We start from the raw sequence: 13,978 nt of genomic DNA on the forward strand, positions 1-13,978 counted from the left end.
AGAAAAAAACAACAACCTTGCGGTTGTCGGAAGCGGCCCTGAGGGCCGGTAATTATTTGTCTTGTTTATCGAGTTCCGCAAGGTCCTGACCGTCGCGCTTAATGCGGACGAAGTCACCGTAAATCTCCTCCAGCGCAACCCCGACTTGTTTATGGGATTTGGCCTGCTTCAGCTCAGAATTCTCTCCTTCTCTCAGCTGTCTTGCTCTGCGGGAAGCCGCAACTACTAAGGAATACTTGCTGTCGACTTTCTCCAGCATTTTATCAATCGATGGGTATAGCAATACAGACACCTCTTCTTTCGGGCAATTAGGATATGTAAGCATGTGCCCGGACTATTTGGTTATAACGCAGGTCACGGTCTTACTTTCTTACTTTACAATGTTCGGCTATGATAATAGATTCTATTCTCTTGCAGGCCAGATCAATCTGATCATTCACCACTGCGTAATCATAATACTCAAGCAGATTGATTTCGTCCAGGGCGACCGACATGCGATGATCAATCGTCGCCTGATTCTCGGTGCCACGGCCCTGAATACGGTCCTTGAGCTCATCCATTGACGGCGGCAGCAAAAAGACAAATACGCCCTCAGGGAACTTCTCCTTCACCTTAAGCGCACCTTGGACTTCAATCTCAAGTATGATATCCTTACCGCTCGCAATGGTTTCTTCAACGAAATCACGCGGAGTGCCATAAAAATTGTTCACATATTCGGCGTGCTCCAGCAGCTGATCATTCTCGATCATGCTCATAAACTGCTCCCGGCTCTTAAAGAAATAGTTCACGCCATTCTCTTCGCCCATTCTAGGCTGGCGAGTCGTTGCGGATACTGAATATACCAATTCAGGCACGCGCTTGCGCAGTGCGGTGCACACGGTTCCTTTGCCGACACCCGAAGGTCCGGATAATACAATTAATAACCCTTTAGCCATTGTTCTCTCCATATTATTCGTCGTTGTCATCATCTTTCGTGGACAGGCGGTGCGCGACCGTCTCCGGCTGTACAGCCGACAAGATCACGTGGTCACTATCCGTAATAATAACCGCGCGTGTACGCCGTCCATAAGTCGCGTCGATCAGCATGTGCCGGTCTCTCGCTTCTTGGATAATACGCTTAATCGGTGCGGATTCCGGACTCACAATAGAAATAATCCGATTCGCTGATACGATATTCCCAAAACCGATATTAATGAGTTTGATCGCCATCTTCAGGTTAATCCCCCTATTATACTTGACTCATTCAAGTCGAAACGAATCATCATTCCATATTCGCCGCTTGTTCGCGAATTTTCTCCAGCTCCGCTTTCATTTCGACAACACGGTTCACTAGAGCCAAATGATTGGCCTTGGATCCAATCGTATTTACTTCACGGTTCATCTCTTGAATTAAGAAGTCCAGCTTCCGACCGACAGGCTCATGCGCGCGCAGCAGCTCCCTGCATTGCTCAAAATGGCTGCCTAACCGGGTCAGTTCCTCGTCCACATTGGAGCGGTCAGCGAAGATTGCCACCTCCATGCCGAAACGCTGTTCATCCATGATTCCATCAAGCAGTTCAGACAGCCGCTGCCTAAGCCGGTTACGGTAGTCTCCTACCACTGTAGGCGCCAGCCGAGTAAGCTCGGCATGGAACTCCTCCAGCTTGGACAGTCGCTCCTCCAAATCCTTCGACAGATGCCGGCCTTCCTTCTCACGCATTTTGACCAGTCCGGCAAGCGCCTCCTCAAGTCCCGACTTCAGCACCTCTTCCCACTCTTCATCGGGATGGGCGCTTCCGGGGAGCGTATCCTCGCTGATTAATACATCCGGCAGCGACAGAAGCTGATGTGCCGTAAGCGAGTCATCAATTCCAAGACTCTCCCCAAGCTGGCGGGCAGCATCCAGATACGCCCGGGCAGCGGAGGTGTTAACAACAAAGGATTTAGCGGAATCCTCCGCTTTCTCCTTGCTGATGTTCACATCAATTCTTCCGCGCTTGACATGCCGCTGTACAATGCGCTTCAATTCATCTTCATAGCAAGTCCATTCCCTGGGCATGCGAAGAACGATCTCGGCGTATCGGTGATTGACTGATTTTATCTCAAATTGTACATAGTAGCCGCCAAAATGTCGGGCGGACTGACCGAATCCGGTCATACTGAATGACATCGGCATCACATCCGTTACCCTATTGTAATTGATAATTATGAGTGAAACAAGTGGGCTCTCCGCTCTTTCGACTTCTCTTTGACATAAGAGGTCAAGACTGCTGTCATCTCATAAAACATAAACGGAGTCATCAAGTAGATTCCGTTAAAGTGCTCCATCGCCACATCCAGCAGCTCCTTGGCGATCTCCACGCCCTCGCGCCGCCCCTCTTCACCCTGAAGCCCTGCCATTCGTCCGCGCACTTCATCAGAGAGCTGGATTCCGGGCACCTCATTGTGCAGATATTCCGCATTTTTGCCACTTGCAAGCGGCATGATACCAAGGAAGATTGGGACATTCAAATGAGCTGTGGCTTCTTTTATGGAAACGATAAGCTTAGGATCATATACGGGTTGGGTCATAATATAATCCGCACCGGAGGCAATTTTTTTCTCCAGACGCTGCACCGCCTTATCCAAATACTTCACGTTCGGATTGAACGCCGCACCTACCACAAACTTGGCCTTCTGCTTGAGCGGCTTGCCGGAGAAAGCAATCCCTTCATTTAGCTGTTTGATCATCTTGATGATCTCGAAGGAGGTCATATCATAGACAGAGCTTGCACCAGGCAGATCGCCGAAGCGGGCCGGATCTCCGGTTACAGCCAAGACATGGTCAATACCCAAGGCATCAAAGCCCATCAAATGGGATTGGGTGCCGATCAGGTTGCGGTCTCTGCAGGCAATATGAATCAGAGGGCGCAGACCGGTCTCCTTAAGCACCAGATGCCCCAGCGCCATATTGCTCATTCGGGTTACAGCCAGAGAATTATCGGCCAGCGTCAGCGCGTCCACGCCAGCTTCCTTCAGAGCTGCCGCCCCTTTCATAAACTTGGAAATGTCCAAATCACGCGGTGGATCCAGCTCCACAATAATAGCGTGGCGGTCGTTCACAACATCGACCAGTGTAGGCTCTTCGCTGCGCCCGCCCCCGATCTGCAGCTCTTCTTCCAGATGCTCGGCAATGAGAACCTGCACCGACTCCCTCGTAAGCACCGAGGTTTCGGAAAGCGGCTTTACCGCATAGTCCTTAACCGCCGCAGACATAGCCGAGACATGCTCCGGCGTGGTCCCGCAACATCCCCCGATCAAACGGGCGCCAAGATCCGCAAAGGATTGGGCGCTGCTGCCAAAGTACTCCGGGGTGGCCCCATAGATATACTCCCCATCCACATAATCAGCAAGTCCCGCATTCGGATACACAGACAGGGGAACATCCAGCGGTCCTCCCAGCCTGCTCATTACACTCATAATTCCTTTCGGACCGGAATGGCAGTTGAAGCCAAGCACATCGGCCCCTTCCTGGCGGAGGATCGCAAAGGCATCCGCAATCGGATAGCCATCAATCGTTCTTCCAATGTTGTCCACGGCAAATTGGCAGATTACCGGGACATTGCTGCCTCTGCGTACAATTTCCAAGGCCGTGCGCATTTCGTTCAGATCAAAGAAAGTCTCCAGAAGAATTCCGTCCACGTCCTCCCCTAAAAGGGCGGAAATCTGCTGTTCAAAGTATCTCTGCAGCTCTTTGCCCGACACATTGACCCGCTTGCCACCCCGGATGGAACCGACAGCTCCCACTACGTAGCTCTTGCCAGCGGCAGCCTGCCGGGCAAGCCTGACCGCCGAACGGTTAATCTCCTCAACCTTGCTCTCAAGCCCATACTTCGAAAGCTTATGATAATTAGCGGAGAAGGTGTTTGTCTCAATCACCTGTGCTCCCGCTTCCACATACTGTCTATGAACATCCCCGATCACCTCGGGGCGGATAAGATTCAGCTCTTCAAAAGAAATGCCAACAGGAAAACCAAGCTGATACAAATAGGTTCCCATTGCCCCATCACCAATTAAAACTTCGTTCTCCCATCTTGCCCGCAGATCCAATTCCGGTTTCATCTCATCTTCCTCCAACCTTTAGCGGAACATATTCCCCTTAATATTCACTTTAATGTAACATAAATTGAGCAGGATAGTAAGATTAATGCGGGATTCGTCTGCCACACACCCTGCGTCCAATTATTTAAAAGCGCACACTCTATCCCTATACAATACTAGCTCCCAAACGCATAGGGCTCTGCATGACACCAATCTACAGCCCTTTATCTCCGCCTGATGGCTTAGATGCTCTCTAAGGCTCGATGCCTTCAACCACTTTATAGAAAATAAAGCAGCCCTCGAAATTGAGGACTGCCTGACTATTTGTTTCTTTGAGCTAATCTTTCAGCTATTAAGTGGAACTGTTGATTTACGCGTGCGGCAGCCTTGTGAAATGTTCCTCCGATCACGATTGCTCCCGATCTCTTAAATTAAATGTGTAAGGTAGTAGTCTGGTCACAAAGGTGAACGCTTCGCTTCTCCTGAATCATTCCACAATATTGCCGCGGTATACCTCTGCCGCAGGTCCGCTCATATACACATGGTTATCTTCCTCGCTCCACTCAATATACAGGTCTCCGCCCTTTAGGCCGACCCACGCCGCACGGTCGGTTACCTCGTTCAGAACAGAAGATACCAGCGTTGCGCAGGCTCCCGTGCCGCACGCCAAGGTTGGACCCGCGCCACGTTCCCATACCCGCATCTCCACCCGGTTCCGGGAAGTGACGGTGGCGAACTCCACGTTGATTTTTTTAGGGAAGTAGGGATGCACCTCCAACTTCGGCCCCCATGTTGTCAGATCAAAGCTAGGCGCATCCTCCACATAGATAACACAGTGCGGATTCCCCATAGATACCGCCGTGAAGTTGAACTCACGTCCATCGACCTCGATGGGACGGCTCAGCACCGGATTGCCTTCAAGCGCGGTTGGAACACGCAGGCCATCCAGAATCGGTTCCCCCATATCCACTCGGACAGTCTGAACCACGCCGTTCTCAACCTGAAGGCTAACCTGCTGCACGCCAGCTCCCAGTGTTTCAATGGTAATGTTCTCTCTATCCGTCAGCTTGTTGTCATACACATATTTGGCCACACAGCGGATTGCATTCCCGCACTGCTCGGCCTCCGATCCATCGGAATTGATGATCCGCATGCGGAAGTCTGCTTTCTGTGAAGGCAGAATAAATACCAGTCCATCCCCGCCCACACCAAAGAAGCGGTCACACCATTTTACAGCAAGCTCACTTACTTTATCGGGTAAATCCTGATGTTCGTGGAAGACCAAGAAGTCGTTTCCGAGTCCGTGCATTTTTGTAAATTCCATAGCAATCCCTCTCTTTAAGGTTCTTATGGAGTAAGTCTATATTTTCGAGAGAGGAAATGCTATTCATTTTATGCCCGAATATTTGTACTATTCACCGGCAGCCTACGGCGGGGTCCAGCTTTGCGTTTCTTCGTGGACAGCACGCTTCCGGCTCCCATCAGGAACGTTGGAATCCCCCCTGCGACGAAGGCGATGGCCCACTCACGAGGTCCCAGGGCTACCGTTTTGAAGATCGGCTGCAGCGGCTCGATGTAGAACACAGCCAGCATCAGCAGCAGGGACGACAGCACGGCGAACACCAGGTATTTATTTTGAAAGATATTCCGGTGGAAAATTGAACGCGAGCTCCGGCAGTCAAAAACATGGATTAACTGGGCCAGAACGAGTGTGGCAAATGCCACGGACTGGGCGAGAAGCAGCTGCTCCGGACTATCCGGACCTGCCTTCAGCGTGATCCAGAAAGCGCCGAGAGTACACAGGCCAATGAGAATCCCCCGGCTGATGATTTTCCAGCCTAACCTGCGCGCAAAAATGTTCTCGGTGGCGCCTCTTGGCTTATGTTCCATCAGATCCTTCTCAGGCTGATCTACTCCGAGAGCCATCGCTGGCAGACCATCGGTCACGAGATTGACCCACAGAATCTGGATCGGCAGGAGCGGCAGCGGCAGTCCAGCCATCATCGCAAAGAACATCGTCAGAATTTCGCCTACGTTGGAGGCAAGCAGATACCGGATAAACTTCCGGATATTCTCATAAATGCTTCTTCCCTCTTCAATGGCGGACACAATGGTCGAGAAATTATCATCATTGAGAATGAGGGATGACGCTTCCTTGGATACATCTGTTCCCGTGATGCCCATCGCGATGCCGATATCGGCTGCCTTGATGGCCGGAGCATCATTCACGCCGTCTCCTGTCATGGCGACGACATGCCCTTTGCGCTGCAGGGATTTCACGATTCGAAGCTTATGCTCAGGAGATACGCGGGAGTACACGTACACGTTGTCCACCTGCTTATCCAGATCGTCATCGCTCATGGCTGCCAGCTGATGGCCCGCAAGCGACAAGCCGCCCCTTGCCATGATGCCAAGCTCACTCGCAATAGCCTCCGCTGTCAAGCCGTGGTCGCCTGTAATCATCACCGTCTTGATGCCGGCGCGGCGGCAGATGGAGATGGCCTCGCGCACCTCCTTGCGCGGCGGGTCAATCATCCCGGTCAGTCCGACAAAGATCAGCTGGGCTTCCACGTCTTCCGCGGAAGCGGTACTGTCGCTCGGCCGGAGATCACGGTAGGCAAGGCCCAGAACCCGCAAGGCCGAGCGGGCCATGCTCTCGTTCGCAGCCCCAACCTTCTGCCGAAGCGTGCCTGTGAGCGGCACCACGTTTCCTTCCCATAAGATATAGGAGCATCGGTCCAGCAGCATATCCGGCGCGCCCTTGACATAGCTGAGCTTGCCTCCCTGATGGCTGACGATAACTGACATTCTTTTGCGGTCTGAATCAAACGGGAACTCCAGCTCTCTTTGATAGATGCTGTTTAAAGACTGTTTGGGAAAGCCTGCCTTGGATGCAAGAGTAAGCAGCGCTCCTTCAGTCGGATCTCCCTTCAAAAGCCACTGCGGGCCGAGATCATCCTTAATCTTTTTCTTGCTGCGGGTCTCATCCCCCGTGGATTCGTAGATTTCAGCGTTGTTGCACAGCGCACTGATCTGCATCAGTCTGCGAAGACTTGACTCTTTCTTGAAATCAGCGGGCCTTCCTTCATGCAGAATGTGTCCCGACGGCTCATAACCATCCCCGGTGACTTCATAAGACCTCCCCTCCAGCCACACCTGTTTGACGGTCATCTTATTCTGGGTCAGTGTACCGGTCTTATCAGAGCAGATCACCGTGGCACAGCCGAGCGTTTCGACGGAAGGAAGCTTGCGGACGATGGCCTTGCGCTTAATCATGCGCTGCACACCCAGCGCAAGGGCGATCGTCACAATGGCAGGAAGGCCTTCCGGGATCGCGGCCACCGCTAAGCTGACTCCGGCGAAGAACATGCTGCCCGCAGGCTGTCCATGCAGAATACCGGCAAGCACCACAAGAATCGTGAGGCCCAGCGAGAGCATGATCAGGATTTTCCCCAGCTGATCCAGCCGGCGCTGCAGCGGAGTCTCCTGAGCTTCCGTGCTTTGGATGAGATCCGCAATTTTGCCCATCTCGGTATCCATCCCCGTGCGGATCACAACTCCCTTGCCTGTCCCGCGTGTAACCATCGTGCCCATAAAGCCAAGGTTCTTCTGATCTCCGAGCGGCACTTCGTCCGCTGCAATGGCCTCCGTTATTTTGCCTGACGGGTGGGATTCCCCGGTCAATGCGGACTCCTCCACATCACAGCTGTTCGTCTTCAGCCACCGCAGATCCGCAGGAATCCGGTCCCCGCTCTCCAGTACAACGATGTCGCCCGGCACAAGCTCCCTCGCAGGAACATCCTGGGTAACTCCTGAACGGATGACCTTAGCATGAGGCGCCGACAGTTGTTTGAGCGCACGGAGCGATCTCTCGGCCCGGAACTCCTGAATGAAGCCAAGCACCCCGTTTAATACAATGATGGCCACGATCGTGATGGCATCCAGATACTCGCCCAACAGCCCGGATACCAAGGTTGCGCCCATCAGAATCAGCATCATAAAATCTTTAAACTGGTTCAAAAACAGAATCAGCGGTGAGATGCGCTTCGCTTCGGAAAGCTCATTCCATCCGCTCTCTTCACGTCGCCGCTCGGCTTCTTCAAGAGTCAAGCCCTGGTCCTGTTCGACGGCGAACTTTTGCAAGAGCTCATCGGCACTCCATTGGTGCCATTTTTTTTGATCCATGCTCGCAATTCCCTCCCGTATTTCCCGCATATTGGCAGTGTGACGGCTTATCCACCCTCTTACTGGGTAAATGTATTCAGGCAAGTCCCAAAATATCACACGGTCAGGCCTTAAGTTTTTGCTCCATCTATGGCATCATAGAACGAGAAGACGTATGAATAGACAGGAGAATCCAAGAATATGGCACTAGACGGAATTGTTACCCGGGCCATCGTACACGAGCTGCAGCTCTGCGTTGGCGGACGAATTAATAAAATACACCAGCCTTCACCCAGCGATATCATTCTTAATCTTAGAGCCCAGGGAGAGAACCGGCGCCTGATTCTTTCGGCAAACCCGACTTACCCGCGGGTGCATTTCACAGAGAGCAGTTTCCTCAATCCACAGGAAGCCCCTATGTTCTGCATGCTGCTTCGCAAACACTGCGAGGGCGGTGTCATTGAATCGGTCACTCAGCAGGGGCTCGAGCGGACCATTCATATCGACGTCCGCCAGCGGGATGAGCTTGGGGATGTGTCCACCAAGCGGATTATTATTGAACTGATGGGACGCCACAGCAACATCATTCTGATTGACCCGGCCACTGGCACACAGCTTGATGGAATTCACCACGTTACACCATCCATCAGCAGCTATCGTGTCGTGATGCCTGGCTTCAGCTATACCGAGCCGCCTCAGCAGCACAAAATGAATCCGCTGGAGACGGACAAGCAAGCTTTTATCGCCGCCTATCATGCAGCCGCAGCGGACTTTGCGTCTGAGAAGGCCTCCGGCTGGCTCGTGAATACGTTCAGCGGGCTGAGCCCGTTGATTGCCCAGGAGATCAACCACCGGGCAGAGCATGCGAATGAAGACTCCGCTCAGGAGCCGCCAATCGAAGAGCTCTTTGAGTCTTTTGCACAAATCATGAATGAAGTTAGGGAGCACCGCTATGCTCCGGTTATTGGGGACAACGCCAAGGGAAAAAGCATCTTCTCTGCGATCCCTCTCACCCTGATTCAAGGGGAGCCGAAGCGCTATGATTCAATCAGCAAATGTCTTGAAGACTATTACGGGGACAAGGCCGAGCGCGATACGGTCAAGCAAAAGGTCGGCGATCTGATTCGCTTCCTGCAGAATGAGCGGACCAAAAATATCAAAAAGCTCAGCAAGCTGAATGAGGACCTGGAAGAGGCCGAGGATGCGGAACGCTACCGCATCTGGGGAGAGCTGCTGCTTGCCTCCCTGCACCAAATCAACAAGGGGGACAAGGAAACCCAGCTTGTCAACTATTATGATGAGAACCAGGCCATGGAGCGGATTCCGCTTGATCCACTGCTGACCCCGTCTGAAAATGCCCAACGGTATTTCAAAAAATACAACAAATTCAAGAACAGCCTGGCTGTGATCGATGAACAGCTTAAGCTTACGAACGAAGAGATTGTGTATCTGGAGGGGCTGCTTCAGCAGCTTACTTTTGCATCCTTAAACGATGTGGATGAAATCAGGGAAGAACTGATTCAGCAGGGTTATCTCAGAGACCGGAGCAAGAAGACGCGGAAGAAGAAAAAGGACGGCCGTCCAACCCTTCACATGTATACTTCTTCCGAAGGCATCGAGATTTATGTAGGCAAGAACAATCTCCAGAATGAGTATGTGACCAACAAGCTGGCCAGCAGCAGTGATACCTGGCTGCATACCAAGGACATTCCAGGCTCGCACGTGGTTATCCGCAGCGCGTCCTTCGGAGAAGCCACCTTGGAGGAAGCTGCCCAGCTTGCCGCCTATTTCAGCCAGGCCAAACAGTCCAGCAGCGTACCGGTGGACTGCACCCTGATCCGTCATGTGCGCAAGCCGAGCGGCGCCAAGCCTGGATTCGTCATTTACGATCATCAGAAGACGCTCTATATTACCCCGGATGAAGAGCGAATCAAGAGCCTGAAAAGCGTGATCAAAAACGGTTAACAGGTTAATACACAGTAAAAAAGAGGTGCCCGGCAAGCAAGCCGGTACCTCTTTTGCTTTTAAATATATACGTCTGTTGCGTCAGGTTCGTTGTAAAACAATCACAACCCCGCCTTACTGCGCAGCTGCTCAAGCACCTCTAGACTAACGGACCGGCTTCCGAGGTCCCCGTGGAACACCTTGCCCTGCCGGATGCCGTGATAATCCGAGCCTCCTGTCATGATCAGGCCATATCGTGTGGCCAGCTGGATATAACGCGCCTCATCCTCCGGCCCGTGATCAGAGTGGTACACTTCGATCCCTGCTGGCTTCCCTTCCTCAATAATCCGGGCGACCAGTTCATCGTTGCCATACAGCCCAGGGTGGGCAATGACAGGCACACCCCCAGCTTCCCTGATCCAGGTAAAAGCTTCAAGCGGCATAACCTTGGGCAGGGAGATATAAGCCGCCGACCCTTCAGCAAGATACTTGTCGAAAGCCTCCCGCATATCGGCGGCGTAACCTTTACTGACCAGCACCTGAGCGATATGGGGCCTTCCGATGCTATCGTCAGGGCCAAGCTCTCTTCCCCGTCCGGCAATGACCTCTTCCATCGTGATCTCAATCCCAAGCTCGCCAAGCTTGTCCAAGATCTTTCCGTTTCTGCCCGCTCTGGCCGTTCTCAAATTATCCAGCCGCGACAGCAGGATCGGGTCCTCATAACGGAGATAGTACCCGAGGATATGAATATCCTTGCCCTCCATGCGGGTGCTGATCTCCACCCCTGGGACTACGGTGATTCCATTTTTCAGCCCAGCCTGAACCGCCTCGGGGATGCCTGCCACCGTATCATGATCAGTAATTCCGATTGCCGCCAGTCCCTTTTGCTTAGCTAGATGGACATTCTCAGCAGGACGGTTCATCCCGTCCGAAGCTTGGGTATGGGTGTGGAGATCACAGCATCCGGAACAATCAACATTACTCATAGTTTTGCCTCCTCATAGCTGGTTTGCCGCCATTACAAAGGCAGCTTTTGCTTCCGCAGGAAATCCAGGAAGGTCACGGCCGAAGTCGGCAACAGCGTTGATTTCAAGTAGATGGAGTAGAAATATCTTTTGAACGAGACATCCTGGATATCAAGAATCTTCAGCAGGCCAAGGGCGACCTCATGCTTCACTGAAGAAGGCGAGAGCATCGTAATGCCAAACCCTGCTTCAACTGCGGATTTTACTGCCCCTGTGCTTCCAAGGTCCATCACCGTCTTGACGGAATCCGATGGCACGGACAGCCGGCTGAGTTCTTCCTCCATCACCTGACGGGTTCCTGAACCCTTCTCTCTCAGGACGAAAGGATACTCTAGAACCTCATCCAAGCGAACCTTAGGAAGCGCCGCCAAGGGATGCCCAGCCGGTACGATCAGCTTAAGCTCATCCTCCATAACCGGCTCCATAACCATGTCAGGATGCTGTACAGCCGCCTCTACCAGTCCGAAGCTGAGCTGATGGTGAAGAATCTGCTCCAGAATTTCAGCGGTGTTCATCACCTTGAGCACAATACTAATGCTTGGATACTGCTGACTGAACGGCCCCAGCAGGCGGGGCAGCACATATTCGCCGATCGTCAGGCTCGCGCCAAGCTGGAGCCTTCCTTCCAGCATCTGCGTAAACTGGGCCATGGCGCTATCGGTCTCGCGCATTAGAGAAATGCCTCTTTCCGCATAGGGCATCAGCGCCTTTCCCGCTTCCGTAAGCTCAATCCGTTTAGTCGAACGAAGCAGAAGCTTCGTGCCAAAGTAATCCTCCAACGACTGAATCTGCATGGTCACAGCAGGCTGGGTCATATGCAGGGCCTGCGCGGCTGCCGAGAAGCTCCCTTTTTCCGCAACTGTATAAAAAATATGAAGCTGATGATAATTAAGAGCCATACTTCCCCGTCCTTTCATTCCTTCTACAATAGCATGCCTCTAATAACAAAAAAAGACACCAGGGAATGACTTCCCCGTGTCTTCTGATTACCGTATTCATCCATCTACTTACGTTTGCGGCTGTTCTTCATTAGGGTCATTCGGCGTGAGTGTCGGAGCCAAGAGTAGTATGATTTCAGGTCTCGGAGCTCAATAGTTTGAGACATTTTACCGAGAAAGGTCACAATAATCATCTTATGTAACGGATTCCCCGAGATGTCCACTTCTCCCGGCAGTTCAGTAAATTCAGCTACCACAACGATATCCTCATCGATCAGGTACACGTCCTCTTCATTCCGGTAGTATGAAACCATCCGGTTCTGTTTAAGGCACTCCCACAGCCAAGCCGCAATTTCATCGGAGTCCCCGAATTTTTGAGAAATCCGGTCGTTATATCTGATCTTAGCGTGGTTCGTGATAATGATGTCTGCAACCTTCTTATCACCAAGCTGCACGAAAAAAGCCTCGTAGGTATTCCATCTCTCCATAATTTTATCTCTCACTACTACACCCCCCTACCATATATAGGTCTTTATATCTAAGTATATTTACCCACTATCTTACATTAAATTCTAATAAACTACAAGTTACAACAATTGTTGTCGATTTATGTCTTTATATCTGATGTATTTCCTAAGTGATACGTAACAGATATGTACAATGTTTCATTATTTATAACAAGTCTATGAGTATAAAAGTTACATATTCCTATTTTCATTATTTTCATAGGATGGAGTGATGGAATGAGCAAAATCTGTTTCTTGAAGTAGAAGGTTAGGTAGGAAGGACATATTGCTTAGATTTAACATATGTTACTTCAGCACCCCGCTGGGGCTAAAAAAACCGCTCTGGGAGACCTTTCGGTCCAATATATATCAAGACAAAATATATCATTTTAGACAAAATGAAGTCAAAAAACATTTTTTTCATTTTTGCAATAACAAAAAGTGCAGACACAGCATCAAAAGATACTGTATCTGCACTTGAGGGATCAAAACAGCAATACAAGATGGTCAATCCTAGACTATAAACCGTAATACTGGGTTTTATCAGGCACATCCTTCGTATACTCGGTCTTGATTTCGTTCCGGTAAGAACGTTCAATCTTCCTTACATAAGAAAGCTTGCGGACATTCTTCATAATATCCTCAGCCCGGTCCGCATTTACATACATCACCACATAATGCATTCGCTTGGACAGATAGTGCACATTGCCGTACTTGTCCAGGTTCCTGGCTGCTTTCAAGTCACTTACCCAAATAATGTAGCCTGTACGTTCTTGAAACATAGCGCACCTTCGCCCCTCTTTCTCCCGCCAAAATATTCAAGTTCCTAGCCGCAGCTGCATTTGCCTCCGCTGCCGCATCCGCCGCCCTTCGGGTTCGGATCGTTGCTCGGAACCTTAATGCTGTCCGACACCGCGTAAGCAATGGTCTCTGACATCTGGTGCAGAAGCTCGTCAAGCTCCTTCTCGGCCTGCTTGAACCGGCTGACCGACTCATGCTGCTCAAGCTCCCGCTCCACTTCGGCCACCCGCTCCATCGCTTCATGGTAATTCGGATGAAAGTGACCGAACCGCTGGGTCTCTTCGAATAATTCCTTCTTGGCTGCCAGCTTCTTGACTAGTGCCTGCACCTCTGTATCTTTCTCGACCTGCTGCTTCCAATACAAATAATCCGCAACACAGGTCGAGCTATTAATCATATCGCCTAATTCATAGGCGTAAGTAAGCATTTCGGCCATATCAACCGTCTTCTTCTCGGATACGCTCATGAAATTCATCCCAATTCTATAAGTGTTCTACACTTGGGTAGACATAACTAATATATCATAAACGGGTCACCATAA

13 protein-coding genes are annotated in these 13,978 nt (G+C 51.2%); 1 reads left to right on the forward strand and 12 read right to left on the reverse strand.

All coding sequences use genetic code 11. The features are described 5' to 3' along the window. Nucleotides 1–52: 52 nt before the first annotated feature. The 7 genes from rpoZ to KJS63_RS03015 form a co-directional block, all read right to left on the reverse strand. Nucleotides 53–283 (reverse strand): DNA-directed RNA polymerase subunit omega, encoded by a 231-nt coding sequence (gene rpoZ, locus KJS63_RS02985; protein WP_068616764.1) that lies wholly within the window; start codon nucleotides 281–283, stop codon nucleotides 53–55. Between the two features lie 79 nt (nucleotides 284–362). Then, on the reverse strand, nucleotides 363–935 hold the full coding sequence (gene gmk / locus KJS63_RS02990) for a guanylate kinase (protein ID WP_213617884.1): 573 nt from the start codon (nucleotides 933–935) through the stop codon (nucleotides 363–365). A 13-nt stretch (nucleotides 936–948) separates the two neighbouring features. Beyond that, nucleotides 949–1,209, reverse strand: coding sequence for an extracellular matrix/biofilm regulator RemA (gene remA, locus KJS63_RS02995; RefSeq protein ID WP_005548256.1), 261 nt, complete (start codon nucleotides 1,207–1,209; stop codon nucleotides 949–951). Between the two features lie 52 nt (nucleotides 1,210–1,261). Then, complete coding sequence (locus tag KJS63_RS03000) at nucleotides 1,262–2,149, reverse strand: YicC/YloC family endoribonuclease (protein ID WP_213617885.1); 888 nt, start codon at nucleotides 2,147–2,149, stop codon at nucleotides 1,262–1,264. Nucleotides 2,150–2,184: 35 nt separating this feature from the next. Continuing rightward, nucleotides 2,185–4,080: a bifunctional homocysteine S-methyltransferase/methylenetetrahydrofolate reductase gene (locus tag KJS63_RS03005; protein ID WP_213617886.1), complete on the reverse strand. Its 1,896-nt coding sequence runs from the start codon at nucleotides 4,078–4,080 to the stop codon at nucleotides 2,185–2,187. A 466-nt stretch (nucleotides 4,081–4,546) separates the two neighbouring features. Further along, nucleotides 4,547–5,383, reverse strand: a complete 837-nt coding sequence (gene dapF / locus KJS63_RS03010; protein ID WP_213617887.1) for a diaminopimelate epimerase — start codon at nucleotides 5,381–5,383, stop codon at nucleotides 4,547–4,549. Nucleotides 5,384–5,451: 68 nt separating this feature from the next. After that, complete coding sequence (locus tag KJS63_RS03015) at nucleotides 5,452–8,244, reverse strand: calcium-translocating P-type ATPase, SERCA-type (protein WP_213617888.1); 2,793 nt, start codon at nucleotides 8,242–8,244, stop codon at nucleotides 5,452–5,454. Nucleotides 8,245–8,424: 180 nt separating this feature from the next. Here KJS63_RS03015 and KJS63_RS03020 point away from each other — a divergent pair, with 180 nt between their 5' ends. Next, complete coding sequence (locus KJS63_RS03020) at nucleotides 8,425–10,188, forward strand: Rqc2 family fibronectin-binding protein (protein ID WP_213617889.1); 1,764 nt, start codon at nucleotides 8,425–8,427, stop codon at nucleotides 10,186–10,188. A gap of 101 nt (nucleotides 10,189–10,289) precedes the next feature. On the opposite strand, the gene KJS63_RS03025 is transcribed toward KJS63_RS03020, so the two are convergent. From KJS63_RS03025 to KJS63_RS03045, 5 genes are all read right to left on the reverse strand, one after another. Continuing rightward, nucleotides 10,290–11,153, reverse strand: a complete 864-nt coding sequence (locus KJS63_RS03025) for a PHP domain-containing protein (protein ID WP_213617890.1) — start codon at nucleotides 11,151–11,153, stop codon at nucleotides 10,290–10,292. 32 nt (nucleotides 11,154–11,185) lie between these two features. After that, complete coding sequence (locus KJS63_RS03030; protein WP_213617891.1) at nucleotides 11,186–12,091, reverse strand: selenium metabolism-associated LysR family transcriptional regulator; 906 nt, start codon at nucleotides 12,089–12,091, stop codon at nucleotides 11,186–11,188. A 104-nt stretch (nucleotides 12,092–12,195) separates the two neighbouring features. Further along, nucleotides 12,196–12,633 carry a hypothetical protein gene (locus tag KJS63_RS03035; protein ID WP_068616749.1) on the reverse strand — a complete coding sequence of 146 codons (438 nt, stop codon included), beginning with the start codon at nucleotides 12,631–12,633 and terminating at the stop codon, nucleotides 12,196–12,198. 521 nt (nucleotides 12,634–13,154) lie between these two features. Continuing rightward, a complete protein-coding gene (locus KJS63_RS03040; RefSeq protein WP_068616746.1) occupies nucleotides 13,155–13,418 on the reverse strand; it encodes a YlbG family protein in 264 nt (87 codons plus the stop codon). A gap of 44 nt (nucleotides 13,419–13,462) precedes the next feature. Continuing rightward, nucleotides 13,463–13,903, reverse strand: coding sequence for a YlbF/YmcA family competence regulator (locus KJS63_RS03045; protein ID WP_213617892.1), 441 nt, complete (start codon nucleotides 13,901–13,903; stop codon nucleotides 13,463–13,465). Nucleotides 13,904–13,978: the final 75 nt, after the last annotated feature.

The organism is Paenibacillus sp. J22TS3 (assembly GCF_018403205.1).
In the GTDB taxonomy this organism is placed as follows: Bacteria; Bacillota; Bacilli; order Paenibacillales; family Paenibacillaceae; genus Fontibacillus; species Fontibacillus tuaregi.